Raw genomic sequence first — 26,133 nt, forward strand, 5'->3', positions numbered from 1 at the left:
GGACGTGATGTGGGTGTTGCGCTGAAATATGTCCCCCGCCCAACCGGCGGGCAACCTGAACTGGGAAGCCCGCCGGTGGGCGGATGATAGAGCGTTCCGCTCAAGCCCTTGGGAACTGATAGAGCGTCCGGCTCAAACCCCCCGGAACTGATAGAGCGTTCGGCTCAAGCCCTTGGGATGTGAGAGAGGGATCCCGAATTGGGGATCGGATGTGAGAGAGGGTGCGGGGGTTACATGTCCGCTAGTGCGCCGCCGGGGTTCTCGATTGCGTCGGCCACGTACCGGAGGAAGCCGGCCGCGGTTTCGCCGTCGCACACGCGGTGGTCGAAGGCGAGGGTCAGCTCGGTGACCTTGCGGACGGCCAGTTCACCGTTGACCACCCAGGGCTTGTCGATGATGCGGCCTACGCCCAGCATCGCAACCTCGGGGTAGTTGATGATCGCGGCGGAGCCGTCCACTCCGAACACGCCGTAGTTGTTCAGCGTGAACGTGCCGGAGCCCAGTTCGGTGGGGGTCGCCTTTCCGTCACGTGCGACGGCGGTGAGTCGGCGGATCTCTGCGTCCAGTTCGCGGGCACTCAGCTCGTGCGCGTTCCGTACCGACGGGACTACGAGCCCGCGGTCGGTTTGCGCGGCGAAGCCGAGGTTGATGCCTTCGAACCCGACGATCTCCTGCGAGCCGTCCTCCGCAGTTTCGAAGCGCGTGTTCAGGGCCGGGTACTTTTTTAACCCAGCCGTGACAAAACGGGCGATGAAAGCCAACAAGCCAGGGGTGTCGTGCGGCGCGCGCTTCTTAAGTTCGGCACGCATCTCCAACAGGGCGGTCGCGTCCACGTCCACCCACACGGTGGCTTCGGGGATCTCCGAGCGGCTGCGGGTCATGTTGGCGGCCACGGCCTTGCGGACCCCACGGACAGGCGTCCGAGCCGAGACTGACAAACCAGTCCGGCTGTCCACGGCACCCGCATCAATAGAAGCAATAGCAGGAGCGGCAACAGGAGCGGCCACCGGAGCAGGAGCAGCAACAGGCACAGAAGGCGCAGTGATAGCCGCCTCCACATCCCGCCGCATGATCAGCCCACTGGTACCCGAGCCCTCAATGGCGTCGAGGGAAACCCCGTTATCGCGCGCCATTTTCCGGACGAGCGGCGAGATCACAGCACTGAGCTTGCCAGGGATCCGCGTCCCGGCCACGGAAGGCTCCATCACAGGCACAGCAGCAGACTCAACTGCAGGCTCAACAACTGAAGAAGCGACAGAGACACTCGCCTTCCGCGGTCGGGTCCGCCCACCGGTCACTCCCCCGGGAGTTCCGTACCCAATGAGCACGTTGCCAGATCCGGCCTTCTCCTCGGTCCGGTACGTCTCGGCGGCAGCTTCCGCGGCCGGCGAAGCGTCAAGACCTGAGGACACCGGCGAAGGATCAACAGACCCAGCCGGAACAGGAGCCGCGGCAGCGGGCGAACCCGCCGAAGAACCAGCGCGAGCGATCGAGATCAGCGGCTTGCCGACGTCGAGCGTTTGACCCGCCTCACCGTGCAGCTCGGCAACGGTGCCGGCGTAGGGCGAGGGCACCTCAACCATGGACTTGGCGGTTTCAACCTCGGCGATGGGCTGGTCAACCACAATCTCGTCACCCACGGCAACGAGCCAGTTCACCAGTTCGGCCTCGGTGAGGCCCTCCCCAAGATCGGGCAGTTTGAAGACCTGCATATCTGAGCTCATGGTCAGTCCTCCCATTGAAGGTCGTCGACGGCGTCGAGGATACGGTCGACGCTTGGCAGGTAGTAGTGCTCCAGCTTGGGAGACGGGAACGGGACGTCGAAACCGGTCACGCGAAGGACGGGCGCGGCGAGGTAGTGGAACGCGCGTTCCTGGACGCGGGCCACGATCTCGGAGGACACGGAGGCGAATCCGTGGGCTTCGGCGATCACGACGGCGCGTCCCGTCTTGCGTACGGACGCGCAGACGGTTTCGTCGTCGAAGGGGACGAGGGTTCGGACGTCGATGACTTCCAGGGACCGGCCTTCTTCGGCGGCGGCAGCCGCAGCGGCGAGCGCGGTGGGAACGGACGGACCGTAGGCGATGAGCGTCGCGTCTGTGCCGGGACGGGCAACAGCTGCGCGGCCCTCGGTGGAGGTTCCGGCGTCGTGCTCTGCTCGCAAGGCACCCAAGTCAACCTGGTCCTTGGACCAGTAGAGCTTCTTGGGTTCCATGAACATGACGGGGTCATCGGAGTCGATTGCTTCGCGGAGCATGCGGTAGCCGTCGGCCACGGTGGCCGGGGTGTAGACCTTGAGGCCGGCGGTGTGGGCGTAGTAGGACTCGGAGGAATCGCAGTGGTGCTCCACTCCCCCGATTCCGCCGGCGTAGGGAACACGGATGACCATGGGCATTTTGAGTTTGCCCTTGGTGCGGTTGTGCATTTTGGCGACGTGGCTGACGATCTGTTCGAAGGCCGGGTAGGCGAAGGCGTCGAACTGCATTTCGATCACGGGGCGCATGCCGTTGATGGCCATACCCACGGCCATACCCACGATGCCGGATTCTGCCAGCGGGGTGTCGAAGCAGCGCTGTTCGCCGAATTCGGCCATGAGGCCGTCGGTGATGCGGAAGACGCCGCCCAGCATTCCGACGTCTTCGCCGAAGACCAGGACGGAGGGATCGTTGCGCATGGCGTCGGCCATGGCGGTGTTGAGCGCCTTGGCCATGGTGAGGCTCTGCGGGCCGGTGGCTTCGGCAGTGGCCGCGGCGGAAGCGGCGGCGCTGGCGGTGGCTGCGCTGACGTTTCCGTTTACGGTGGTGGTGACGGTCATTTTCCGCTCTCCTCTCGTGCGAGTTCGCTGGCGAGCAGCTCGGACTGTTCTTTCAACTGCGGGGTTTGCTTGGCGAAGACGTACTTGAAGAGGTCCAGCGGCTGGACGGGAACATCTTCGCCCAGGCCTTCACGGAGCTGGGTGGCGACGGCTTCAGCATGCGAGGCAATACGCTCCGAAGCGGCGGAATCCAGCAGTCCCTTATCAGTGAGGTACGACTTCATGCGTGCCAGCGGATCCTTGGCCTGCCATTCGGCAACTTCGCTGTCCGGGCGGTAGCGGGTGGCGTCGTCGGCGTTGGTGTGGGCCTGCATGCGGTAGGTGTGGGCTTCGATCAGGAGCGGGCCGGAGCCTTCGCGGGCCAGCTTCACGGCCCGGTCCATCACGGCGAGCAGTGCCACGAGGTCGTTGCCGTCAACGCGCTCACCGGCCATGCCGTAGCCAACAGCCTTGTGGGCCAGCGACGGAGCCACGGACTGGTGGCTGAGCGGCACGGAGATGGCGTACTTGTTGTTCTGCACGAAGAAGATGACGGGCAGGTGGAAGACGGCGGCGAAGTTCAGTGCCTCGTGGAAGTCGCCTTCGCTGGTGGCGCCGTCGCCGCACATGGCCATAACCACAGTGTTTTCTCCGCGCAGCTTGGCAGCGTGGGCGACGCCGACGGCGTGGAGCAGCTGGGTGGTCAGCGGGGTGCACTGGATGCCGACGTTGTGCGCGCTGGGGTCGTACCCGCCGTGCCAGTCGCCGCGGAAGATGGTCATCACCTCAACGGGATCCACCCCGCGGGTCATGACGGCGACGGCGTCACGGTAGGTGGGGAACAGCCAGTCGCCTTCGCTCAGGCACATGGCGGCTGCAACCTGGCAAGCTTCCTGGCCGTGGCTTGAGGGGTAGACGGCCATGCGGCCCTGCCGGACCAGCGCAGAGTTCTGATCGTTGACGCGGCGTCCGACGACGAGCTGCTCGTACGCGGCCAGCAGTTCAGCATCGCTGGGTGTGGGGTATTCGTGGCCGGGTTCGGTGCCTTGCTCGTCATGGGAGCGGAGGGTGCCGTCCGGGTTCACCATTTGGATCTGGTGCCGGGCGGGGAGCATGTAGTCCTCAACGCTGATGCCGAATTTTGTCCGAACGTCAGCAGCTTGGTCCTCTACCGCCGTTTCCGGCGCAGAGTGATCTGCGTGGATCGTCATTGGTCCGTCCTTCTCTAGCCACTATGTGCTTCCAGTATGTTCCCCGGCTCTGTTTCGTATCCAGCTTTCCGCCAAATCATGGAAGCCATTGCCTAAACTGGGTACTCTGAAAGACGAATTGCAATTGTGAGCTGGGTAACGTGCCCGTGCTGTAGACGAATTGGAGAGCCCGTGAGCGAGGCCGAGGCGGAGCAGACCGCCGTACCGCTGGACAGTGTGGACCGGGACATCATCCGCGAGCTGACCACCGACGGGCGAATGTCCATCACTCAGGTGGCAGAGAACGTCCACATCAGCCGCGCCCACGCCTACTCCCGGATCGCGCGGCTCACGGGTGAGGGCGTACTGACCAAGTTCACGGCGCTGGTAGATCCCATCAAGGCGGGCCTGCGGTCCTCTGCGTACGTGACGTTGAAGGTTCAGCAGCATTCCTGGCGCGAATTGAAGGAACAGCTGCGGGCCATCCCGGAGATTCACCACATCGCTTTGGTGGGCGGCGACTTCGACGTCATTCTCTTGGTCCGCGCCACGGACAACATCCACCTCCGCCGCGTCATCTTCGATCAGTTGCAGTCCATGGACGGCATCCTGGACACCCAAACGTTCCTGGTGTTCGAGGACGTCGATACCCGGTGACCTTCAGACGAAAGCTCGCCTGGACGCTGGCGTCTTGCGTCTTGGCGGGTGTCCTGTGGCTGATCGCTGCCTTCCAGCTCTTCCACAACCCGCCCCACGCCACACCCCAACAGACCGACGCGATTGTGGTGCTGGGCGGCATGAGCAACGAACGGCTCCCGGTGGGCCTCGCCCTGCGGGATCAGTTGGGCATCCAGGACCTGGTGGTTGTCACCACCGGCCTGCCCGCCAACGCCGGCTCGGACAAGTTTTGTGAAGAGCACGACGGCGCCACTCACCTGGACTGCTTCCGTCCGGACCCGCTGAACACCAGAGGCGAAGCCGCCCGACTTCGGGACCTCGCAGCGGAACGAGGCTGGACGTCAGTGATCGTGGTGACGTCCCATTACCACGTCCAGCGGGCCGGCACCCTGATGAAGCAATGCATCGCTGCCGACGTGACGATGGTGGGTACAGAGCCGGAGCTCTCCCCCGCGGCTTGGGTGTGGCGATTCGTGGTGGAAACGGGTGGCTTGTTGGATGTGTGGGTGCGGCCGGAATGCTGAGTGGGCTGCGCACTTCTGGTGGCTTGTGAACGGCGGCGACCTGTTCTCGCTGCTCCCTTGACGCGGCGGATCGGAAGATCACCATCCACATTGCATGCTGGAGATACGGCACAAACGCCGAGTGCCCGAGGCCGCGGAATCCGGCACCGTAGCGCTGGTCTACGGCCCACTCATAATGGGCAGTAGTCGGACTCATGACTCATTCGTGTGATGCCAGTCACAAAAGGGTGGGTTGCGGGTCATTATTCGGTTATTGACGCTTCTGCACGTAACAGAAAGTGATCCTCGACAGGAGAACGCGAGGCCAGCTCCTCTACGGGTAGAATCATGAGGACCGCAGGAAATGCCGTGCTGGGGACATGCCTCACGGCAGGTTTTCATAAATGCGAAATAGGGGGCCATGGTTTGGATCTTCGCGACTATCTTCGAATCCTTCGCCGAAATTGGATATTAGTTGTTGCCATGTCGCTAGCAGGACTAGCCGTGGGTGGCGGGGTTTCCATCGCAGCGAAGCCGACCTACACAGCTGAAACTCAACTGTTCGTTGCCATCCAGAGCTCCGGATCCGTTCAGGAACTGCAGCAAGGAAACACCTTCAGTCAGGCTCGTGTTCAGTCGTACGTAAAGACAGTTGCAACACCAGTCGTCTTACAGCCGGCCATTGATGCTCTGGGCTTGGATATTACGCCCAAAGAACTGAGCCAGCGGGTGAAGACTTCCTCCGATCTCAACACCGTACTAATCAACATTGAAGTATCAGACTCCTCACCGGTTCAGGCTGCGGCCATTGCCCAGGCTATATCCTCAAGCCTTGTCAATGCTGTTGACACCCTTGAACGACCGAAGGCCGGAGGAACTTCCCCCATCAGCCTCTCGGTCATTTCGCCTGCGGTTGCTCCAACGTCCCCTTCAGGCCCCAATACGAAACTGAATCTAGCCGTTGGCCTTCTGGTCGGTTTGGCCTCCGGCTTAGGGATTGCCGCACTTCGCTCTCTGCTCGACACCCGGATCAAGAGTGAAGTGGACCTCCGGGCAGTTAGCGACGAGCCCCTGCTCGGTGGCATAGCGTTCGAAGCCGATGCTGAAAAGAAACCACTACTCACGCAGGCCGCATTTCAAAGCCCTCGCGCAGAGTCCTTCCGTCAACTGAGAACTAACCTGCAGTTCGCGAACGTTTCTGGTCACGCTAAGAGCTTCGTCGTAACATCCAGCCTTCCTGGCGAGGGCAAGAGCACTACTGCCATTAATCTAGCGATCTCCTTGGCAGAGGCGGGACAGAGTGTTTGCCTCATAGACGCTGACCTCCGGAGACCCATGGTTGCCGAATATCTCGGCCTCGAGCGAAGTGCGGGCTTAACAACAGCGTTGGTGGGCTCAGCTGATGTTAATGACCTACTACAGCCTTGGGGCGCAAACGACCTGTATGTACTCGCCTCGGGACAGATACCTCCGAACCCCAGTGAACTGCTGGGCTCCGATGATATGAGAGTCCTCATACAGCGCTTAGAGAGCGTCTTCGATACGCTGATCATCGATGCGCCACCCTTGCTGCCAGTAACTGACGCGGCAGTTCTCTCCCAACACGCCGGGGGTGTCGTAGTCGTCGTAGGAGCGCAGAAGACGAGATCCCAAGACCTAACCAAGTCGCTAGCAGCTTTGCAACTCGTCGAAGCGAACATTCTCGGGGTCGTACTCAATCGCCTTCCGACCAAGGGGCCGGATGCATATGCCTACTCCTACGCGAACTATGAAAGCCACCGCCCCGCTGATGAAACCACTCCGATGCGAGGCTCGAAAGTCTTCCCGGCCGCACTCGTCAATAACTCTGTGCCTCGCACCCCCCAGACATCAACGAGCTCAGTAGGCGCCGACCAAGAGTCGAAGCGTTCCAGCGTCAGCTAAGAGCAAATCTGCCCGAGCGTAGGGCATCGGCAAACGCCAGGGACAAACAAGGTTCATGCGTGGCTAGTCCATGGGACTACGTGAAACGAAAGTGACTTCAACATGCCTACGGCACAAAAACGGCAGCCGAAAGTGGCACGCACCCTAATCGTTGTGCCTTGGCTGGAAGGCGGAGGTGCCCAAGGTGCCTTGGAGGGAATTCTTGGTCAGCTTCCGGTTCAAGACTCGACATTGCTAATCCTGTTTGGCGGCAACCGCAATCATGATCCAGTAAAAAAACTAGTCCACAAAACGATCGAGCTGGGTCTTCCAAGGAATCCACTGGGAGTCCTGAAAGCCGCCCTGCAGATCCGCGGATACGTCCGCGACAGCAACCGCATATATTCACTCATGCGTGGTAGCCATCTGGTGCTTGGCTTGCTGCCCGCCCGAGCCTTTGCAGGTAGACGTCTTGCAGCCAGCTTCCACCAACTGCCATCCACAGACTCAGTTGGCATCCAAGGCAAGGTTGAAGACGTACTAGTGAAGCGTGGTGTACGGCGTGCCGGACTGATCACGGCGCCATCCAATCGCGCTGTGCGGGAATTGATTGGCGCAGGATTCGGCGACTCGCGGACTGTCAAAATCGAACACAACATCATAAAATCAGTGGCCAATCCACCAGTTCCACCTCGGACCGGCACTTTGGAATCCGTGCGTCTTGTGTTCGCAGGCAGAATCTCGAAACAAAAAGGCCTTGACCGCCTCCCAGAACTACTGAAAAACGTTAAAGTACCGGTTCATATCCGATGCCTCGGCGATGGTGAGGAAAAGCGAAGCGTCACTGACCTGCACAAGAATCTAAATCCCATCCATACCTTCGAGGTCCTTTCCCACGTGGACGATGTGGCATCACATCTGGACTGGTCCGATGCGGTGATCATGCCGAGTCGCTGGGAACTGAACCCCTTGGTCGTTTGGGAAGCCCGCGCACGAGGACGGGCCACAATCGGAAGCCGCATCGAGGCTTTCCAGGACCTCGAAAAGAATGGCCCGATGTGGCTATTTGGAGATGCGAATGAGTTCGAAGAAATCGTATCGACGCTCGCAACTCGACCTGACGTTCGAGTCATGGCCTTTGACGAAGCGTTGGAATCATCACAGAACCTGAACACGAGGAGTTCAATTGTCGACTACCTGGGAAGCTAGCTCACCACGAGTTCTTTTACTGCACGCTTACAGCCCGAAGAACTCCGGTGATGGGCTGCTGGTCGAACTAGCAAAAGCTACAGTACTCCGCGCTTTGGACAACGCAGACTTCCGCGTAATAGCTTCTGAGGCAAGCGCCTTTGAAGGTGATGAATACGTCCAGTGGCGTGATCGCTTCTTGAGCAAGTCCACACGCATTCCCCGTCGTGCAGCGATGTTGGCAACCGGCTTTCTTGGACCCTGTAATGAGATCAAAGAGCTAGCAGAACAAGCGGATCTCATCGTCGCAGTCGGCGGAGGATACCTTCGTGGCGGTAGCATCGGCCCAGCCATCAAGAGCTGGGGCGCTCACTACGGCCAACTTAAATTGGCTGCTCGGTATGGACATAAAGCTATTTACCTCTCGCAGAGCATAGGCCCTTTCAAGGGGGTTTATAAGCGTGCAGTAGCGCGCCAACTGGCCAAAATACGGACGGTCTGCGTTAGGGACGACAGGTCCCTGTCGGAGTTCGCAAGCGTAGCGTCTGTTTTAAGAATGCCAGACCTAGCTGTTCTCGAGCTTGCTCGCCAACCCAGGCCTTCAGGGGTATCCACCCCTTTGTCGGACGACCCTGTAATCGTCGCACGTGAACTTTCGAGGCCTCGCCGCTACTACGAACTTCTCGACGAGGCTAGCAAATCCAAGCAGTTCGAGTGGGCCCTTCAATCGACGGGTGGGGGCAATGACGATCTTCCTCTGACTCAGCGCCTAGGCACAAGAACTCCGCGCCCAATGGCTGAAGTCTTGGCCGATGAATCGCCGCGCATCGTTGTTAGCACCCGCCTGCATGGCGCACTATCATCACTGATAGCCGGCTTCCCTGCGATCCATCTCAGTTATGAACGAAAAGGGTGGGGTGCATATGAGGACATCGGCTTAGATGACTTCGTACTAAATGCACGTGATGCGACACTGGCTCAAGTGGACGCGCTCATGCAACGAATACTTGGGAATCCAGACGCTTTTTGGAGTCTCATCGAGACAAAAAAGGCTGAAATCCGTTCAACGGAGAATTACCTGCTCGACGTCATTTCTTCCGTTGTAAACGGATCACAGCAGTCGGCCACCAGATCCTGGGAGGCTTCGTGAAGGTCCTACATGTCACGGAAGCTATGGGCGGAGGTGTTCAGAACGCAATCTCGAAATACACCCATCTTCTGGCCTCTGACCAACACATCGTTTTCGGACGGCCCAGACCTGGTGAATCTGCGGGTGAGTTTGCGGCCAACACGCGTGTTATCGAGTACAGCGGCTCACTGATCAACTATCTGCTAAAGGTTCGCACCCTAGTAAAGAGCGAACGCCCCGACGTCGTACATATTCACTCCAGTTTCGCAGGCTTGGCACGATTACTGGCACCTACAACGAGCCCGCTAGTCTACTCCCCACACTGCTACGCATTCGAGCGCCGTGACAAGTCACGAGTATGGCAGAAGGCATTAAGGCTGGCGGAGCAGATCCTGGCCGTCCGTCCACAGACCTTGGTTGCAGTCAGTCCGCACGAGGCCAGACTGGGTTCACTGCTCAACTCTCGCATGCCTGTTCATTTCGTGCCCAACGCAGTTCCCAAAATGAGCGCTGCCGTTGGGAAAGACGAACGCCCAAGCGTAACAATGGTGGGCCGAATCGGATGGCAAAAGGATCCCAACCTATTCGCTGAGGTAGCCGAGCTAGTAGGCGGCAATATTGATTTCGTTTGGGTCGGTGACGGAGACCCCGAAATGAAAAAGCGGCTGCTTGAGGCTGGAGTCCGGGTCAGCGGGTGGGTAAGCCCCGAACAGGCTCGCCGCAAAGTGGCGGCATCCCATCTTTATGTCCACACAGGGGCCTGGGAAGCTGCGCCGATCTCAGCAATTGAGGCGGCCACCCTCGGCACTCCGGTCATCGCACGGGCCATCCCCACTATGAGCTCCCTGGGCTATTACACAGTTGCCGAGCCCGCTCACCGGATTGCCGAAAGCATCAGGACTTTCTTCTCGGATCCGGGCCACAAGCAGCTCGTAACTGAAATGACGGAGGCGGTCGCTCGGAAACATACCGTAGAGGATGCCCGCCGAATCCTCGTGAGTGCGTACGACTCCGCCATAGGAACGCACCAGCATCGCCGCAGCCAAGGGGCATGAAAGGCACCTTTATGAAAATTAGTGTTATTACTATCGCATGGAACGATGTCGAGGGCCTCAAGAAGACAATTGCCAGCGTGAAGAGCCAGTCATGGCCTGACATCGAACATATTGTCGTTGATGGTGGGTCAACGGATGGTACTGCTGAGTATCTGGCCAGCCAGGATGGGTCTCTTCAATGGGTAAGTGAAAAAGATGATGGCCGCTACGATGCCATGAATAAGGGCGCAGGGATGGCCACGGGTTCCGTACTATGGTTCCTCCATTCTTCAGATACATTCCATTCTTCGGAATCTGCATCATTTGTGGCATCCAAATATGCTGAGACGGACTTCGAATGGGGCTACGGACTCAGCAACATCGTTCGGGAAACCTCATCCATCGGCGTTGGAGGGCAAGTACCGTTTGAACACGCACGTTTTCTAATTGGCGGACGCATCATCCCTCATCAGGCCACAGTTTTTTCTCGCAAGCTGTTCTGGGAGGTCGGAGGCTACGATACTAAATTCGGACTGACCGCCGATCAGTTGTTCATGATGGAGTGCTCCATGCGCTCCCTGCCAGCGGTGTGGACCGAGGTATTATGTGACTTCGACGCACTAGGGGCTGGTTCCACCAGAAACGCTTGGGCTCACTATAAGGACATGATTCGTGCCAGAAGTGTCGCGAATGTCCGAGTCACCCGATCGGCCAAGATTGACAGCGCGTTATCCGTATTCTTTGCAGGTTTCACGATGCTTGAACGCCTACTGCGGAGACCCCTCCGGAGGGCTGAGCCGAGGCAATTGACGGGAGACGCATCTTGACCGCCGTAGATATAGTCACCGTAGTAATACCTGCCTACAACTCGCAGGATACGATTCGTCGAGCAATTGATAGCTGCCGCGCGATACAAGGATGCCGAATCTTGGTTGTCGACGACGGCTCCACGGATGCGACAGCATCTGTCGCCCGAGACGCTGGAGCTGAGGTGATCGCGCAAACCAACGCCGGCGCATCCCAAGCTCGCCGTACTGGAATTAGCCACAGCACTACAGAGTTCATTGCCCTGCTAGATGCAGACGATGAACTCATACCTGCGGGCGTGACCGAATCACTCCGAATGCTTCAGTCGGACGCTGAACTGTGCGTGGTAGGCGGACGGGTGATTGGAGTCGATCCCAGCGGTCGCGAACAATTGCTCAAGCGCCACTACCGGAACGTGTCAACGGAAGACTTGCTCGCTACGGGGTTCGGACCTTGGCCGCCAGCTGCAGCTGTGATGCGACGGTCAGCCTTCGACCGCTCAGCTAGCCTTTTTATTCCTTCCTTGGAGACACGCTATGCCGAGGACTACGAATTAATAATCCGTCTGTCCATGGTTGGGCAAGTTGGAATGCACAATGAGCCAGCGACGAGATACCGGCTTTATGCAGGCAAATCCAGTCACGCACCAACGGCAGCTATAACGGACAAAGAGGCGATCAGGACGCACTATGCCTTTGCTACTGGCGCAAAAGTGGAGCTGATGTCGCCTGCGGAAATCAAAGGCGCAGCGTACACTCGGGCCGCCAGATCTGCATGGGCAAACAACCGGAAGACGAGCGCGGCCCTGTGGACACTTCGATCAATTGCGGCTGCCCCAAGGCTGTTGCCGGGCAAGCTTTTGAAGCGGATTTGGCGTCCTGCCGCCATTAGGCAATAGGAACTACACATGACGGCTCTACTAGCACGGGCTAGGGAGATTGACCTCGGAGGAGTGGCACTTTACCGCCTCATTGCATTGGTCGCGGGTTTTGGGGCCAACGTCCTAGCCATAGCTGTTTTGTCGCGTCAGCATGGCTCTTCGGCATACGCGGCCTTTGCCATCGTTGCGTCGCTCGTCAACCTCCTCCCCTTTGCCGACCTTGGGCTCGGGGCGAGTATTGTCAATGCCACTTCCGACCGCTCTGCCGCTCGGCTAACACGCGGCCAATATAGAAGGACGGTGTCAAAGGCGCGAGATTTCATGATCATCTTCATGCTGTTGGTGATCGGCATAACCGCGCTGGCGTATTACGTCTTTTCGTTCGACGGTCTTCTTGGAAACCTGGCTGATACGCCGGGGATACCGGAGGCGACTGCCTACACGTTTGCTTGCATTGCGTTGGCCATCCCGCTCGGAATGGGTGGCCGCGTTCTCCAGGGACTCGGACGGATGATCGATGTAGTTCGCATCGGGATGGTTGGGCCAATAGTCCAGGTGTGCATTTACATCCCACTCATGGTCTTGGGGGCGCCATCGTATGCATATTTCTGGGGCCCAGGTACGGCCTACCTTGCAACTGCGGCATTAGGCTACATCGTTGCCCGCCGACGATATGGTCTGCGACTCAATCTTCCGTTTACTTCGTTGTTCTCGCCAGATGCCAGAGGGACTTCACTCTGGCTTACTGCGGCACCCTTCCTTATCATCTCCGTCGGAATGACGATTGGCTTTCAAAGCCACAGAGTACTCTTGTCCCATTTCGGAACGCCGCAGAACGTGGCTGAGTATTCCTTGGTGGCCCAGTTCCTGGGTCCGCTTCTTGCAATCACGGGTGTCGTCGGGCAGAACCTCTGGGCGCGATACCGAAAGGATCTTCACGCTAACAGTCTCTCAACATCTGCGTTCAAGCATCATTTGGTGATCTTCGCTTTCATAGGACTCGTCTTCGCAACGGCGCTGTTTTGCCTAGCTCCAATAGCCGCGACGATCCTCTCCGACGGCCAAGTTTCGCCTCCAACCCTCCTTGCCGTTGGCGCCGTAAGCTATCTGCTCATTCAGGCCATTCACCAGCCCAGTGCCATGTTGCTAAGCGACACGAGTGGATTGTGGTTCCAAGCAGCGTGTGTCATCCTCGTTGCCGCCAGCACCGTGACGCTAATTGTGTTCATGGTGCCGCATCTCGGCGCTGCCGCACCATATCTTGCGATGGCTGCATCCATGCTGGTACTCCAAGTTATCCCCAGTATCCGTGTGGCATACAAGCGTGTGGCACGGCAACAAAGAAATACGTAGAACTGCCTCGACAACTCACCGCTAATGAGTTGCCGCGGGGAGTACTGTGATTTCTGCATCATGGCGAATGGAAAGACTACTGCAGCTACGGAGAGCACACCTGTTTTCATCAGGTGTCCCTTTTCAATCGCGCCGCTGACAGGGTCATTAGGAACATCGGAATCCGCGCCTGCATCTTGGTCAAGACTCCTGTCGCTGGCGCTTGCCGCCCTGCGATTCTTAGACCCCAACGGATGCAGAAATCACGATTGGCAAGGAGAAGGAATCGCGGAGCCGCCATCTCTAGAGTCGTATCGATGCGAATCGGCGAGTTCCAAGCGATCGTCAGCTGAGGAACTCAGCGATCGGATTCGTAGACCATCCAGGCGTTCTTTCGCAACCTAACGCAACTCTCGCATCATGACGACCAAAATTTCCGAGTCACGCACGCCACGGCATATGCTATTTGCGATACAAGCCTGGCATAGACGCGTAGCCGCTGGGCTCGCGATCGATCACTTACGCACCATGGGGGCAAAATGACAAAACGCGCGTTCATTACGGGTATCACAGGGCAAGATGGCTCGTACCTCGCGGAACTACTCCTCGCAAAAGGCTATGAGGTTCACGGACTCATTCGCCGAGCATCCACGTTCAACACTGCTCGGATAGACCACCTTTACGTTGATCCTCACGATCCAAAGGCCAAGCTCTTTCTGCATTACGGTGATCTCAGTGACGGCGCTAGGCTCGTGACGCTGATGGCGGAAATCCGCCCTGACGAGGTCTATAACCTTGCCGCTCAGTCTCATGTCCGCGTTTCATTTGACGAGCCTGAGCATACAGGTGACACGACCGGCATCGGATCTATTCGACTTCTCGAGGCCGTTCGAATGTCCGGAATTGAAACTCGGTTCTACCAGGCATCGTCATCCGAAATGTTCGGGGCGACCCCTCCCCCGCAGAACGAGGACACCCCCTTCTATCCCCGTTCTCCCTACGGTGCAGCCAAGGTTTACAGCTATTGGGTTACCAAAAACTACCGTGAGGCATATGGGATGTATGCGGTCAACGGCATCCTCTTTAACCACGAGTCTCCGCGCCGCGGTGAGACTTTCGTAACGCGCAAGATCACGCGAGCCGTCGCCGCCATCAAGGCCGGGCGTCAAGACCTTCTCTACATGGGCAATCTGGACGCCGTCCGAGACTGGGGTTATGCAGCGGAGTACGTCGAAGGCATGTGGCGCATGCTACAGGCAGATGAGCCGGAAGACTTCGTACTGGCTACCGGCGGAAACTACACCGTAAAGGATTTCCTCCAGATCGCTTTTGAGCATGCCGGTTTGGACTGGGAAAAGCACGTACGGTTCGACGAGCGGTACCTCCGGCCGACTGAGGTTGATGCCCTCGTGGGCGACGCCTCCAAGGCTCATGAGAAGTTAGGTTGGAAGGCCACTGTCCAGACCCCCGAACTCGCGCGCATCATGGTCGACGCCGACATCGAGGCTCTCAAACACGCAGGCGATCACTGGATCGATTCAGTCGATCTTGAGAGTTGGAAGCTCTAATGACAGCCTCCACCGAGTTTCAGCCGGGCCCACTTGATCGAGAAGCTCTGTTCTATGTAGCTGGCCACAAGGGATTGGTCGGATCGGCAATCTGGCGCAAGCTCGAGTCAGAGGGTTTCAAGAACCTTATAGGTCGAGGATCGTCAGAGCTTGACCTGAAAGATCGGGACGCGGTATTTGCGTTCTTCGCAAGAAATAAGCCCCGCTATGTAGTTTTAGCTGCCGCAAAGGTCGGTGGGATTCTGGCGAATAGTACATACCCAGTCGACTTTCTTAGCGACAATCTTCGCATTCAGGTAAACGTACTAGATGCCGCCCGCGAACATGGCACGGAACGACTATTGTTCCTCGGTTCCTCCTGCATCTACCCCAAGTTCGCCGAGCAGCCGATTCGTGAGGACTCGCTCCTCACCGGCCACTTGGAAGCGACTAATGATGCGTATGCCATTGCCAAAATTGCCGGAATCATGCATGTGCAGGCAATGAGACGCCAGTACGGTCTACCGTGGATTTCTGCCATGCCCACCAACTTGTACGGCCCAGGAGACAACTTCTCTCCCACAGGGTCGCACGTACTCCCTGCGTTGATCCGTCGCTACGACGAAGCCGCAGCCTCCGGAACCCCTGTAGTCACAAACTGGGGTTCCGGCTCTCCGCGCAGAGAGTTCTTGCATGTCGACGACATGGCTTCAGCCTGCTTGCATCTACTGGAGAGTTATGACGGTCCTGAGCAAGTCAACGTAGGGACAGGGCAGGACGTCACGATCACGGAACTTGCCACTATTGTGGCGGAAGCTGTCGGCTACACGGGCGCCATTGAGTGGGACACATCTAAACCGGACGGCACTCCACGGAAGCTACTCGATATCTCCAAACTTACGGCGTCAGGTTGGACGGCCAGCATTGATCTGGTGTCCGGTATCCGCTCCACTGTGGAGTGGTACAGAAGCAACATCGGTCACGTTAGAAATTAAGCAAGGTCTTTTGAATGGGGGGATGGCGTGACCAAGTCGGGGACTGTGACTGTGCAGCAGACCGCTGGGCTACTGCCTAAGTGGCGCCGCAGATATGCCAGGCGCCTTAGATTTGTTGACGCGGCCGTAATCGCGTGGGCTGTCGTTGGCGCTTTCGGCGTCCGCTTCGGATTCAGCGATCTCAGTGCCCAGGACGTCAAGGACACTGATTACATCGTTCTGTCCGCTGTCTTAGCAGTCGCTTGGTGGCTGATGCTGGAGATTTGGGGAAGCCGCGAAGCGAAAATCCTCGGTTCTGGAAGCGAGGAGTACAAACGGGTCATCGCGGCTTCGGCGTGGCTATTCGGTTTCGTTGCAATTTTCTCCTATGCACTCAAGATAGATACGGCAAGGGGCTACGTCGGATTGGCCTTCCCTGCGGGCGCTATAACCCTTCTCGCCGCAAGGTGGCTAGTTCGACAGCACTTAAGTCTTGACCGACAGCGGGGCAACAGCATGTCACGAGTGTTGATTATTGGAGGACCCCACTCTGCCCAACACCTCATTCGCTCCCTCAGGGGCGCACCTCATGCTGGGTATCTTCCCGTTGCCGCTCACGTCCCTGGGGCCGCTTACGATTCGGAGTCGGCATCTCGGCTAAGCGTGCCGTTAACGGGAGTAGGTAACGACTTCGACTCGATATTGGCGGCGATTCTTGAAGCTGAAGTTGACGCCGTCGCCATCTCCGCCGGCGTCAACATTCACCCCAAGGATCTACGACGTTTGGGCTGGGAACTATCTGCTCGTGACATCGGGATGATTCTGGCCCCAGCCCTTACGGACGTGGCTGGTCCTCGCATCCATACGCAGCCAGTTGCAGGTCTACCTCTAATTCACGTTTCGACGCCAAAACTCACGGGCGGAAAGAGGGTAGCCAAGCGTACCTTCGACATTGCAATCGCCGGATCACTTTTGCTAGTTCTGTCACCCCTCCTTCTGGCCATTGCTTTGTTGGTTCGGCTCAGCGGCCCGGGTCCTATTTTCTACCGCCAAGAAAGGATTGGACTTCGCGGAACGTCATTCGACATGTTCAAGTTCCGTTCCATGAAGTTGAATGCCGATGCTGAGCTGAAAGCACTCCTTGAGGCTCAGGGCACGGCGGACAAGCCGCTCTTTAAGGTCGAGAACGACCCCCGCATAACGCCAATAGGCCGGGTCTTGCGTAAGTACTCCCTCGACGAGTTGCCGCAACTGCTGAATGTCCTAGGCGGAAGCATGAGCTTGGTCGGCCCGCGCCCGCAGCGGCACGGAGAGGTTGCCCTCTATGACGATGCGGCGCATAGGCGTCTGTATGTTAGCCCGGGAATGAGCGGACTATGGCAGGTCAGCGGCCGATCAAATCTGACGTGGGAAGAGAGCATCAGGCTTGACCTCTACTACGTCGAAAATTGGTCACTGATGGGTGATGTGCTGATTCTCTTCAAGACTTTTAAGGCCGTTTTCACCAGCAGCGGTGCGGTCTAATCAAATTCAACTTGTCGGCAAGTTGTCGCCATAAGTGTGTAGGTAATCGGAAGGCTCTTTCATGCGTATCTCAGTCATAGGTTGCGGTTACCTCGGTGCCGTCCATGCAGCGTGCATGGCCAAACTCGGCCATGAAGTCGTTGGAATTGATGTGGACGAGCGCAAGATAGCCGACCTGTCGGCGGCGCAGGCCCCGTTCTACGAACCTGGACTCGAAGCTCTTCTCCAAGATGTCCAAGAGACGGGGAGGCTCTCCTTCACGACAGACATGGCAGCCGCCGCAGGTAGCGAAGTGCACTTTATCTGCGTTGGTACACCTCAGAAAAAGGGAGAAAACGGCGCCGATCTGACTTATGTTGACGCTGCAACGCTGAGCCTCCTTCCCTATTTGGCTCCTGGAGACGTCGTCGTCGGAAAGTCGACCGTTCCAGTGGGCACAGCGGCGCGGCTTGCAGACTTGGTAGCCGAACAGCAGCCATTAGCTCACTTGGTTTGGAATCCGGAGTTTTTGCGCGAGGGGCATGCTGTGTCGGACACGCTTCGCCCTGATCGGTTCGTTTACGGTGTGAACGGTGGCTCTGAGGATCACACGGCCGTGGCAGTCCTTGACGAGGTTTACGAAGCTCCCCTGTCAAGTGGAACACCGCGCCTTGTGACCGACTTACCCACTGCTGAGCTAGTGAAGACTGCCGCAAATTCCTTTCTAGCCACAAAAATCTCCTTCATAAATGCCATGGCTGAACTTTGTGAAGCCGCGGGGGCAGACGTGACGCGTTTGGCCGATGCCATTGGAATGGACGACCGAATCGGTCGGAAGTTCCTCAATGCGGGGATCGGGTTTGGCGGTGGCTGCTTGCCAAAGGACATCCGTGCCTTTATGGCCCGCGCCGGTGAGCTGGGTGCCGATCAAGCTCTGACGTTCCTCCGCGAAGTAGATGCCATCAACATGCGACGCCGCACTCGAGTCGTGGAGTTAACGCGGGAACTATGTGGGGGGAGCCTCCTCGGCATGCGTATTACCGTTTTGGGTGCCGCGTTTAAGCCTGAAAGCGACGACGTGCGCGACTCCCCCGCACTAAGCATCGCTGCGCAACTGCAATTGCAGGGAGCGGTTGTCACGGTCACGGATCCCAAGGCATTACCGAACGCGGCCAGACGCTTCCCAGAACTGCAGTATGTCGAAAATATTGATTCGGCCGTAGATAAAGCAGACGCGGTCTTGCTTCTCACAGAGTGGCAGGAGTATCGCGACCTTGATCCACATCTACTGAGAGATACTGTGTCTTCCCCTCGCATCCTAGACGGCCGAAACATCCTAGATCCTGGGAAATGGCGTTCTGCTGGCTGGCAGTACCGCGGTCTAGGAAGGCCATAGCCTGTGGGCACTGGAGCGACAGCCGGGTCCGGTCAACGTATGCGAATTGCGGGAAATTCAAGCAGATCCAAGCGCCGCACTCGTCGGCGAATCCTACTCACTGGTCTTTGGACACTCGCCCTTGCAGCCGTCTTAGTGGGAGCGGCGGCGTGGACGATGTCCAAGGCGGCTATCGTGAAGTCCGAATTGGAGGCTGCAACAGAGCTCCTTCCGACTCTGAAGGCGCAGATGGCTGCCAATGATGCCACTGGCGCTGCTGCAACAGTGGCATCATTGGTCCAGCACACCGGATCGGCCCGCGACGCTGCAAACGACCCAGTGTGGAAGGTAGCGTCAGTGGTCCCTGGCCTTGGACCCAATCTTCAGGCTACAAGCGAGGTAGCAACGTCTGCAGACGACGTCGCGCGACTAGGAGCCTCCCCACTTGTGAAGGCATTTCAGTCACTGAAATGGGAGACTCTGACGCCTGGCCCCGAAGGCATGGATCTACAGCCACTTCGCTCTGCTGCCCCGAGTGTAGAAGCAGCTGCTCATGCAGTGCGGGAATCGTCAAAGCGCCTAGATTCAATAGACACGGATGCGCTGCTTCCACAAGTTTCCGCCCCCCTGGTGCAGGCGCGGAAAGAATTGGCCGAGCTCAGCGGAGAACTCGAATCTGCAGCAGATGCTGCCAGCCTAGCCCCGTCAATGTTAGGAGCCGACAGGCCGAAAAGGTATCTGCTACTCATGCAGAACAATGCCGAATCACGGGCAACCGGTGGAATACCCGGTGCTCTAGCTGTACTCACCGCCGACAGGGGAAAGCTGAACCTGGAATCCCAAACTAGTGCGACCGCACTGGGATCATTCGTGCCACCCATAGCGATTGATGCTGATCAGCAGGCAATCTACACCGCGCGTGTGGGCAGATTTATGCAGGACGTCAATCTCACACCGGATTTCGCCACGACAGCACGTACTGCTCAGGCCATGTGGGAAAAGAGTATGGGCGAGCGGTTGGACGGAGTGTTGTCAGTGGATCCCGTTGCCTTGAGCTTTATTTTGGACGCAACCGGCCCGGTGAAAATCACAGATCCCGCTGTTCAGCAGATTGGACGCGACCTACCGGACGAACTAACTGGCAAGAACGTAGTTAAAACGTTGTTGTCAGATACCTATGCCAAGATCGATGAGCCGAAGCTTCAAGATGTCTATTTTGCAGGTGCAGCCAAGGAAATCTTCGGGGCCGTATCTGCCGGAAAAACGGATCCAAAGAAGCTAATGGATGCCGTCGCCAAAGGTGCTAAGGAGCGTCGATTGCTCCTGTGGTCAGCTGCAGCTGAGGAACAGAGCATCATCGCACAATACTCGCTAAGCGGTATGGTTTCGGGCGCCGCTATCACACCAGCCCAGTTCGGCGTCTACTTCAACGACGGCACGGGGGCGAAAATGGACTACTGGATCAAGCGCAGTGTGCAGGTTGTCAAAGATTGCACACGAGATGGTTACAGAGAAATCGCTGTTCGCGTCACAAGCACCAACACGGCACCATCCGACGCCGCCTCATCATTGCCACCATATGTGACCGGCGGAGGAGTCTTCGGGGTCCCCGCCGGCACGGTGCAGACGAATGTGGTCGCCTACGGTCCAGTGCAATCAAATATTGACACGGTTGTCAAAGATGGTGAAAAGATTCCCTTCGCCGCTCAGCGACACGGCCAAAGATCAGTAGCCACGTCCACCATCCAGTTGGCTCCAGGGGCCAGCACAAGCCTGGAGTTCAATTTCGGGCACATAGTTCAGCATGCACAACCAGAAATAGTTGTCACGCCGACAACCCAGCTAGTCAATGATGTGATCCAAGCCACAAGCGCGGCTCGTTGTGAATAGAACGAGACGCGCACGTTAATCCTTTGTAACGGGTATGGATTTTCTTTGCTGCTTACATGCATTGAATGGTAAGTTCTATCTGGGCAGCACATGAGATTTTCTCTTACGGTCTAGTAGGGTCTCGGAAATCTCCAAACACCACGTCGTACCACTTAAGGTCTCAGGGGGGACACACATGAGGAAATCTCTTGCAGCACTCACGCTCGCAGGTTCCATTGCACTTATCGGCGCCGTACCGGCCGTAGCAAACAACGCCAACTACCCGGCACCGAACACAAGCGTCGCAGTTTCCGACGCTTCCGTGGCGCCGGGTGAAGCATTTGTCTTCAGCGGCACAGGCTTTACGCCGGGCGAAGGCATCACCATCACGGTTACACCGACTGGCACGCCTGCGGCTAGCGGCGGCAGCGTCTCCGCTGGCAGCCTTTCAGTCTCAGCTCGCATTCCACTTGCGCCGTCGACTTTGTCGACAGTTGCTGATGGGAACGGTGCATTCTCCACTCCCATCGTCATCAACGAGGCCGGCGCATACGCAGTGACTGCGACCGGCAACACCTCCGGCGTCACCGTCGGACCGGTAACGGTCGTTGTTGGCGGAGCCGCCCTCTCCAACACGGGCAGCACTACCGGCACCGGTACGGGGCTGGCAAACACCGGCGGTGTGCCGCTGGCCAACACTGGCACCGACTCCAGCCTCATCCTGTGGTCCCTCGTGGGCGCTGGCGCACTGGCAGCCGGCACGGCGTCAGTCGTGGTAGCTCGCCGTCGCGCAAAGGGCACCGAGGTTTCTGCCTAATAAGGCTGAACCATTTGAGGGTGGTTTGCCAACAACGTTTGTTGTTGGCAAACCACCCTCATTTTTTGGTTTCGTTTCCCCAAGGAAAGTTGGCTGTGGTTGCATAGGAACCATGGGGCGACACTGGAGAAGAGGTAAGTGGCATGTTGAACTTCGCGTATTCACGTTGCGGCGACCAAAGATCCCAGGATCGTTCCCTCAATACGCCCTGCTGGGACTACTTGCCGTTGTAGCCATAGGCGTCAGTACTTTGGCACTCATTCAAACCTCGTAAAGGCGCGCTTGAAAAACCCACTCCCTTGGCGAATAGCCGTAACGGCATACCTTGCAGGCCTTGCGCTGGTTGGTTTTTGGCCCACCCCCGTAGACAAACCAATTCTTGGCACGCTATCCAGAGTTTTAAAGTACGTCCATAGACTCGGCGTTCCCGACTGGATTGACTATCACTTTATTGAGGCGTCAGCCAACGTTGCGATGTTCATTCCGCTCGGTATTTTGGCTGCTCTACCCCTTCCCACAAAGCCCTGGTGGTATCTTGCCGCCATCGGGTTGCTGGCCTCGTTGTGCATGGAGTTCGGGCAGCTCGTCTTTATCTCTGCTCGCTTTTCGAGCCTCGTAGACGTTGTCACAAATACATGCGGCGCTGTCATTGGGATTGCTTCCGCGCGCCTGCTTGCTCGCATCGGCGCACCAAAACTGGCAAAGACCTAGGCCCGTTCGAGCATCAGTGATAGTTCGGCGCCGTCGGGGTCACTAAGCGATGAAATCCTTCATCCAAGTCTTCAAGTCTTCACCGAATTCTGCCCGCTCGGAAGCCATGGTAATCACGGCCTTGAGATAGCTGAGCTTGTCGCCCGTGTCATAGCGTCGGCCGCGGAAGATGACACCATAAACGCCTGAGCCGTCGCCCTCGGCCGCAGCAAGGGTCTGCAAAGCGTCCGTCAGCTGAATTTCTCCCCCACGGCCGGGCTCTGTCGCTTCCAGGACATTGAAAACCTCCGGGTGCAGCACGTAGCGACCAATGACAGCCAAGTTCGACGGGGCGTCCTCCACATTTGGCTTTTCAACCAAGCTATTGACGCGCACAAACCCCTCGCCGCCGATTGCTGAGATGTCTGCACAGCCATAGGCGCTTATCTGTGACGGCTCGACTTCAATAAGAGCGACCACCGAACCACCGGTTTTGGCTTGTACGTGCATCATGGTGGTCAGGAGATCGTCTCGCTCGTCGATAAGGTCGTCTCCCAAAAGAACTGCGAATGGTTCGTCTCCTACGTGCTGACGGCCGCATAGAACAGCATGGCCCAAACCTTTGGGCTCACCTTGCCGGACATAGTGGATGGGTCCAAGTTCAGAGGCATATTGAACGGCCTCTAAACGCGTCTTGTCCCCCTTGGCCTCAAGGGTCTGCTCAAGATCTGGTGCGCGGTCAAAGTGGTCTTCCAGCGCCCGTTTGCTGCGTCCCGTAATCATCAGAACGTCTGTTAGGCCGGCACTGACGGCTTCCTCAACGACGTACTGAATTGCCGGCGCATCAACTACAGGAAGCATCTCCTTAGGCATGGCCTTTGTTGCAGGCAAGAAACGAGTTCCCAACCCCGCAGCAGGAATGACAGCTTTTCGTACAGCGTTCCCCCATTGAGTCATGAACAAACCATATAAAGTTGCCCATGAATTCCAAAATTGGGTGGGACTATGCCACTTGATCAGTTCCCTTGTCATATGGCGTAGGCTGCCCACATCAAGTCTTTGCCCGAACTCGATGTGGGCAGCTGCCTGCACCTGAGTTCGTCTGAATATCTCACTTCTACACGACATCTTGATAATAAAGGTCGGGGAGATCGTTGCACTCACACTGGCGGAGAGATGCCTAAATATGTAATCACCCAGGGACTCGAAACCGAAGAGATCATCGTGGCCTCATGAGCTACGGAGGGCAACATTCAGTGGTGATTTTACGACCCAGATGATCGCGCAGAGACCCGGTTGGAATGTTATGTGCTGATGCTCCACTAAGCTGCGCACATGTGAGTGACGTGGCAAGCACTTGGTTCGCGTCTGGTCCACGCCCTTGAACATCCCTGTGTAAATGTTTAGCCAGCTTCGTAAAGAATCCTGAAAACTGAGCCTCCACTGAAATTAGCGTGGGTCTCTTATTTGTCCGGGTACCAGCCATTTGTTCCCCATACAAACGGCACACTGGGTACGGAGACGTTGGCGCACTCGTTCGCGGGGCGCCCCCCGTAGGAGTCTCGGCGCAAAGCGAGCAACTGGCATCGAGCTCATCGGCCCGACCGCTGCCCCCGCTGGTCCGATGCGGCCGAACCGAACACATGAAGGAAGGACGCCGATTGACCAAAGGATGCCGGAGTCGTCCCAATTGTGCTTCACCTGAGGTGGTAGCCCGCAAACGGCGTGGACCATTTGTTCAAGTCGCCCGTAAGGGGTAGCTGGTTCTTATTCGCAGCGTCCTGGCCCTGTCCCAAGTCACGCCCGCACGATCTCGCTTGTGAAGCTGCTGATACATGCTGCTTGAATGCGAAAACGCCCAGACGATCTACGGGTAACATACACCCGTTGTGTGGAAAGTAGCCTTATGATGATCCGGGCGGCACGCTCGAATCACCATAAATGTTGCCCAAACACGAGCGTGCCGCTTCAACCAAACCCATGGCGCACTTGCAGCGACCCAAAACTCTCATCGCACCAAACCAGCAATGTTGCTCAATGAAAGGACACCTGTTGCCCTACGTCGACATCAATCCCCACAAAACCGGGCCCAAATGGCCCGCCTATATCGGCCTCGTAATCATCATCATCATCACTGCAGCAATTGTGGCTCTTGCACTGATACGTCACTGATCTCGGCCCGTCAAAAAGCGGTCCGGGACCAACAACGTTGGCTACTGCAAGTGAAAGTACTACAGGGAGCACTCATAGCCTATTCGTGCTTATGGTTAGCTGGTGAGTCGCCGTCGACTTTTTCCAGCGGCTCCGTCCGCCGAGACTAGTACCAGTCTCCGCCGACTGCTTGCCCGACAAATGCTTTCCGCTCGGCAGATTTTGTTTAGTTTCTGGTGAAGCCGCGAGGTACTCCTCAGCAAACCCCTATGCAGACCCACAATTAGGGGCTGTAAGCTGGTTCCCAGAGCTGCATCGATGAGTAGCGTCAAGTTCTTTCGTTACATTCACCATTCGGGCCTGCTGCGACTTCACGCGCGTTTGATACGCCAATCAGCAAGTCTGATGTAGACGCTACACTTATGACAATATCCGGCAGTGCATGCTGCCTGCGCTGGAATCAAACTGGGGGAAACAATGGCTGTGCAACCGGGCGTCTCGCCGTTCCCGCCCTCATTCCCATCCTCTCGTCGTGAACTCCGAGCCGCGCGGAGCCGCCCTGCCAGTTTAGCTCGTGAGGGTTGGGCAGACAGCGCAAAGGGGCTGTGTATTCTACTGGTCGTCCTTGGGCACGCTGCAGGGTTGTACGGTGTCCTAGATGCTGAAATCCCAGCATGGGTATTACAGGCTTGGAACACCATAATTATGGCTTTCAAACCGATACGCGTTCCTCTGTTTTTTCTGATCTCGGGCTACTTCGCCCATCGAGCATTACAGCGGCCCTGGCGCCTCACCTTCAGACTTAGGGTGGCACAAAATGCTTATCTGTATGTCTTGTGGGTCGCCCTGCTGGGCCTATTCTTTAATGTAGTCATACGCCCCCAATTTGGGGGCGTAGATTACACATGGGAAGGCGTTTGGGCGCAACTGCTTAACCCGATCAGCCACCCTTGGTATCTCTACGCCCTGGTGGTCTACTTTGTCATTGCCAAGCTCATGGCCCGAAAGCAATGGAAGGGGGTGGCGACCGGCGTGGCCGCCGCGCTTTACTTAGGGGCGGGCCATCCCTGGCTGCCGCTACCAGCAAACCTGTGCGGTGGCCTGGTGTTCTTCCTAGTTGGGTCCTATTGGCCTGAGGTTGTACGACTCATGGCTTACCGACTAAACCCTAAGAAAGTGGCAAGTTTGCTTGGAGCGTATCTGGGGATGGCTCTGGTAGTTAGACTGCTCGGCATCAGTGAGATCAACGCAGCTATGCTTCTGCTCTCTATGCTCGCCGTCCCGGCGTCCGTCGCCATTTTCGCCAGGTTCCAAGAACATAATATTGTTACGCGTGGCCTCACGTGGGTTGGCAAGCGAACGCTGCCCGTGTACGTGTTGCACTTTCCGCTACTGGTAATTGTTTCGTGGCTCGTTCAGAATTTGCCCACAACATTGGCCCCGTCCGGAGCTTCTAACATCTTCTATCTGATTCTGCCAATCCTAGCAACGCTCTTGGCCGCCGGCGGAGCCCTTGGTATTCATGCCATCCTTACACGGGTTCCAGTCGGAACGTGGTTGTTCCAGCTTCCGGCCATGAGCGATCACTCTGAACAGAGACAAAGGAGAAATCGGTCGAGAATGTGAACGTCGCCCTCGTCCAAAAAGCGCCAGACCACTAGCCCTCAGGCGCATGGCAATCTCGTTGGCAGATGACCTGAGCCTTTCGCAGTGAAGCCAGTCTGCGGCAGCGCTGCCATCGGATGCTCTCCTGACACGTGACGCAAACAG

The 26,133-nt window shown here is 57.5% G+C and carries 22 protein-coding genes; 18 read left to right on the top strand and 4 right to left on the bottom strand.

Going from position 1 to position 26,133, the window contains the following annotated elements:
* Window positions 1–230: 230 nt before the first annotated feature.
* From LDN70_RS15900 to pdhA, 3 genes are read right to left on the bottom strand one after another with little or no spacing between them, the layout of a single operon-like run.
* The gene (locus LDN70_RS15900) at window positions 231–1,724 is read right to left on the bottom strand and encodes a dihydrolipoamide acetyltransferase family protein (protein WP_223940738.1); all 1,494 of its coding nucleotides are present in this window, start codon (window positions 1,722–1,724) and stop codon (window positions 231–233) included.
* Window positions 1,725–1,726: 2 nt separating this feature from the next.
* The gene (locus tag LDN70_RS15905; RefSeq protein ID WP_223940739.1) at window positions 1,727–2,815 is read right to left on the bottom strand and encodes an alpha-ketoacid dehydrogenase subunit beta; all 1,089 of its coding nucleotides are present in this window, start codon (window positions 2,813–2,815) and stop codon (window positions 1,727–1,729) included.
* The gene (gene pdhA / locus LDN70_RS15910; protein ID WP_223940740.1) at window positions 2,812–4,005 is read right to left on the bottom strand and encodes a pyruvate dehydrogenase (acetyl-transferring) E1 component subunit alpha; all 1,194 of its coding nucleotides are present in this window, start codon (window positions 4,003–4,005) and stop codon (window positions 2,812–2,814) included. The genes LDN70_RS15905 and pdhA overlap by 4 nt, the downstream gene beginning before the upstream one ends.
* 171 nt (window positions 4,006–4,176) lie before the next feature.
* Here pdhA and LDN70_RS15915 point away from each other — a divergent pair, with 171 nt between their 5' ends.
* The 16 genes from LDN70_RS15915 to LDN70_RS15990 all read left to right on the top strand — a co-directional run bounded on the left by LDN70_RS15915 (window position 4,177) and on the right by LDN70_RS15990 (window position 22,233).
* Window positions 4,177–4,641 carry an Lrp/AsnC family transcriptional regulator gene (locus tag LDN70_RS15915; RefSeq protein WP_043806261.1) on the top strand — a complete coding sequence of 155 codons (465 nt, stop codon included), beginning with the start codon at window positions 4,177–4,179 and terminating at the stop codon, window positions 4,639–4,641.
* On the top strand, window positions 4,638–5,186 hold the full coding sequence (locus LDN70_RS15920; protein WP_223940741.1) for a YdcF family protein: 549 nt from the start codon (window positions 4,638–4,640) through the stop codon (window positions 5,184–5,186). Before LDN70_RS15915 ends, LDN70_RS15920 begins: the two co-directional genes overlap by 4 nt.
* 462 nt (window positions 5,187–5,648) lie before the next feature.
* Window positions 5,649–7,088: a tyrosine-protein kinase domain-containing protein gene (locus tag LDN70_RS15925; protein ID WP_286198862.1), complete on the top strand. Its 1,440-nt coding sequence runs from the start codon at window positions 5,649–5,651 to the stop codon at window positions 7,086–7,088.
* Between the two features lie 102 nt (window positions 7,089–7,190).
* Complete coding sequence (locus tag LDN70_RS15930; RefSeq protein WP_223940743.1) at window positions 7,191–8,276, top strand: glycosyltransferase family 4 protein; 1,086 nt, start codon at window positions 7,191–7,193, stop codon at window positions 8,274–8,276.
* Window positions 8,277–8,370: 94 nt separating this feature from the next.
* Entirely contained in the window at window positions 8,371–9,405 is a 1,035-nt protein-coding gene (locus LDN70_RS15935; RefSeq protein WP_286198863.1) for a polysaccharide pyruvyl transferase family protein, read from the top strand.
* Between the two features lie 23 nt (window positions 9,406–9,428).
* Complete coding sequence (locus LDN70_RS21260) at window positions 9,429–10,439, top strand: glycosyltransferase (RefSeq protein ID WP_223942669.1); 1,011 nt, start codon at window positions 9,429–9,431, stop codon at window positions 10,437–10,439.
* Window positions 10,436–11,245, top strand: a complete 810-nt coding sequence (locus LDN70_RS15945; protein ID WP_223940745.1) for a glycosyltransferase family 2 protein — start codon at window positions 10,436–10,438, stop codon at window positions 11,243–11,245. The genes LDN70_RS21260 and LDN70_RS15945 overlap by 4 nt, the downstream gene beginning before the upstream one ends.
* Window positions 11,242–12,123: a glycosyltransferase family 2 protein gene (locus LDN70_RS21265; RefSeq protein ID WP_223940746.1), complete on the top strand. Its 882-nt coding sequence runs from the start codon at window positions 11,242–11,244 to the stop codon at window positions 12,121–12,123. The genes LDN70_RS15945 and LDN70_RS21265 overlap by 4 nt, the downstream gene beginning before the upstream one ends.
* A gap of 9 nt (window positions 12,124–12,132) precedes the next feature.
* Complete coding sequence (locus LDN70_RS15955) at window positions 12,133–13,458, top strand: lipopolysaccharide biosynthesis protein (protein ID WP_223940747.1); 1,326 nt, start codon at window positions 12,133–12,135, stop codon at window positions 13,456–13,458.
* 518 nt (window positions 13,459–13,976) lie between these two features.
* A complete protein-coding gene (gene gmd / locus LDN70_RS15960) occupies window positions 13,977–15,005 on the top strand; it encodes a GDP-mannose 4,6-dehydratase (RefSeq protein ID WP_223940748.1) in 1,029 nt (342 codons plus the stop codon).
* Window positions 15,005–15,979 (top strand): GDP-L-fucose synthase family protein, encoded by a 975-nt coding sequence (locus LDN70_RS15965; protein ID WP_223940749.1) that lies wholly within the window; start codon window positions 15,005–15,007, stop codon window positions 15,977–15,979. The genes gmd and LDN70_RS15965 overlap by 1 nt, the downstream gene beginning before the upstream one ends.
* Window positions 15,980–16,024: 45 nt before the next feature.
* Window positions 16,025–17,482: a sugar transferase gene (locus tag LDN70_RS15970; RefSeq protein ID WP_223940750.1), complete on the top strand. Its 1,458-nt coding sequence runs from the start codon at window positions 16,025–16,027 to the stop codon at window positions 17,480–17,482.
* Window positions 17,483–17,543: 61 nt separating this feature from the next.
* Window positions 17,544–18,857: a UDP-glucose dehydrogenase family protein gene (locus LDN70_RS15975; RefSeq protein ID WP_223940751.1), complete on the top strand. Its 1,314-nt coding sequence runs from the start codon at window positions 17,544–17,546 to the stop codon at window positions 18,855–18,857.
* Between the two features lie 426 nt (window positions 18,858–19,283).
* Complete coding sequence (locus LDN70_RS15980) at window positions 19,284–20,726, top strand: DUF4012 domain-containing protein (protein ID WP_223940752.1); 1,443 nt, start codon at window positions 19,284–19,286, stop codon at window positions 20,724–20,726.
* 175 nt (window positions 20,727–20,901) lie between these two features.
* Window positions 20,902–21,522, top strand: a complete 621-nt coding sequence (locus tag LDN70_RS15985) for an LPXTG cell wall anchor domain-containing protein (RefSeq protein WP_223940753.1) — start codon at window positions 20,902–20,904, stop codon at window positions 21,520–21,522.
* Window positions 21,523–21,804: 282 nt separating this feature from the next.
* Window positions 21,805–22,233 (top strand): VanZ family protein, encoded by a 429-nt coding sequence (locus LDN70_RS15990; protein WP_223940754.1) that lies wholly within the window; start codon window positions 21,805–21,807, stop codon window positions 22,231–22,233.
* A gap of 42 nt (window positions 22,234–22,275) precedes the next feature.
* On the opposite strand, the gene galU is transcribed toward LDN70_RS15990, so the two are convergent.
* Window positions 22,276–23,169 (bottom strand): UTP--glucose-1-phosphate uridylyltransferase GalU, encoded by an 894-nt coding sequence (gene galU, locus LDN70_RS15995; RefSeq protein WP_223942670.1) that lies wholly within the window; start codon window positions 23,167–23,169, stop codon window positions 22,276–22,278.
* Window positions 23,170–24,249: 1,080 nt separating this feature from the next.
* On the opposite strand from galU, the gene LDN70_RS21170 reads away from it, so the two are divergent.
* Entirely contained in the window at window positions 24,250–24,384 is a 135-nt protein-coding gene (locus LDN70_RS21170) for a hypothetical protein (RefSeq protein WP_286198864.1), read from the top strand.
* Between the two features lie 456 nt (window positions 24,385–24,840).
* On the top strand, window positions 24,841–25,989 hold the full coding sequence (locus tag LDN70_RS16000) for an acyltransferase family protein (RefSeq protein ID WP_223940755.1): 1,149 nt from the start codon (window positions 24,841–24,843) through the stop codon (window positions 25,987–25,989).
* The last annotated feature ends 144 nt before the right edge of the window (window positions 25,990–26,133 follow it).

It is taken from the genome of Arthrobacter sp. StoSoilB22, from assembly GCF_019977315.1.
GTDB lineage: Bacteria > Actinomycetota > Actinomycetes > Actinomycetales > Micrococcaceae > Arthrobacter.

Coding starts and splice junctions, on each gene's coding strand:
- LDN70_RS15900 (WP_223940738.1), bottom strand. CDS start 1,724: ATGAGCTCAGATATGCAGGTCTTCAAACTGCCCGATCTTGGGGAGGGC.
- LDN70_RS15905 (WP_223940739.1), bottom strand. CDS start 2,815: ATGACCGTCACCACCACCGTAAACGGAAACGTCAGCGCAGCCACCGCC.
- pdhA (WP_223940740.1), bottom strand. CDS start 4,005: ATGACGATCCACGCAGATCACTCTGCGCCGGAAACGGCGGTAGAGGAC.
- LDN70_RS15925 (WP_286198862.1), top strand. CDS start 5,649: ATGTCGCTAGCAGGACTAGCCGTGGGTGGCGGGGTTTCCATCGCAGCG.
- LDN70_RS15930 (WP_223940743.1), top strand. CDS start 7,191: ATGCCTACGGCACAAAAACGGCAGCCGAAAGTGGCACGCACCCTAATC.
- LDN70_RS21260 (WP_223942669.1), top strand. CDS start 9,429: ATGGGCGGAGGTGTTCAGAACGCAATCTCGAAATACACCCATCTTCTG.
- LDN70_RS15945 (WP_223940745.1), top strand. CDS start 10,436: ATGAAAGGCACCTTTATGAAAATTAGTGTTATTACTATCGCATGGAAC.
- LDN70_RS15955 (WP_223940747.1), top strand. CDS start 12,133: ATGACGGCTCTACTAGCACGGGCTAGGGAGATTGACCTCGGAGGAGTG.
- gmd (WP_223940748.1), top strand. CDS start 13,977: ATGACAAAACGCGCGTTCATTACGGGTATCACAGGGCAAGATGGCTCG.
- LDN70_RS15965 (WP_223940749.1), top strand. CDS start 15,005: ATGACAGCCTCCACCGAGTTTCAGCCGGGCCCACTTGATCGAGAAGCT.
- LDN70_RS15975 (WP_223940751.1), top strand. CDS start 17,544: ATGCGTATCTCAGTCATAGGTTGCGGTTACCTCGGTGCCGTCCATGCA.
- LDN70_RS15985 (WP_223940753.1), top strand. CDS start 20,902: ATGAGGAAATCTCTTGCAGCACTCACGCTCGCAGGTTCCATTGCACTT.
- galU (WP_223942670.1), bottom strand. CDS start 23,169: ATGACTCAATGGGGGAACGCTGTACGAAAAGCTGTCATTCCTGCTGCG.
- LDN70_RS21170 (WP_286198864.1), top strand. CDS start 24,250: ATGAAAGGACACCTGTTGCCCTACGTCGACATCAATCCCCACAAAACC.
- LDN70_RS16000 (WP_223940755.1), top strand. CDS start 24,841: ATGGCTGTGCAACCGGGCGTCTCGCCGTTCCCGCCCTCATTCCCATCC.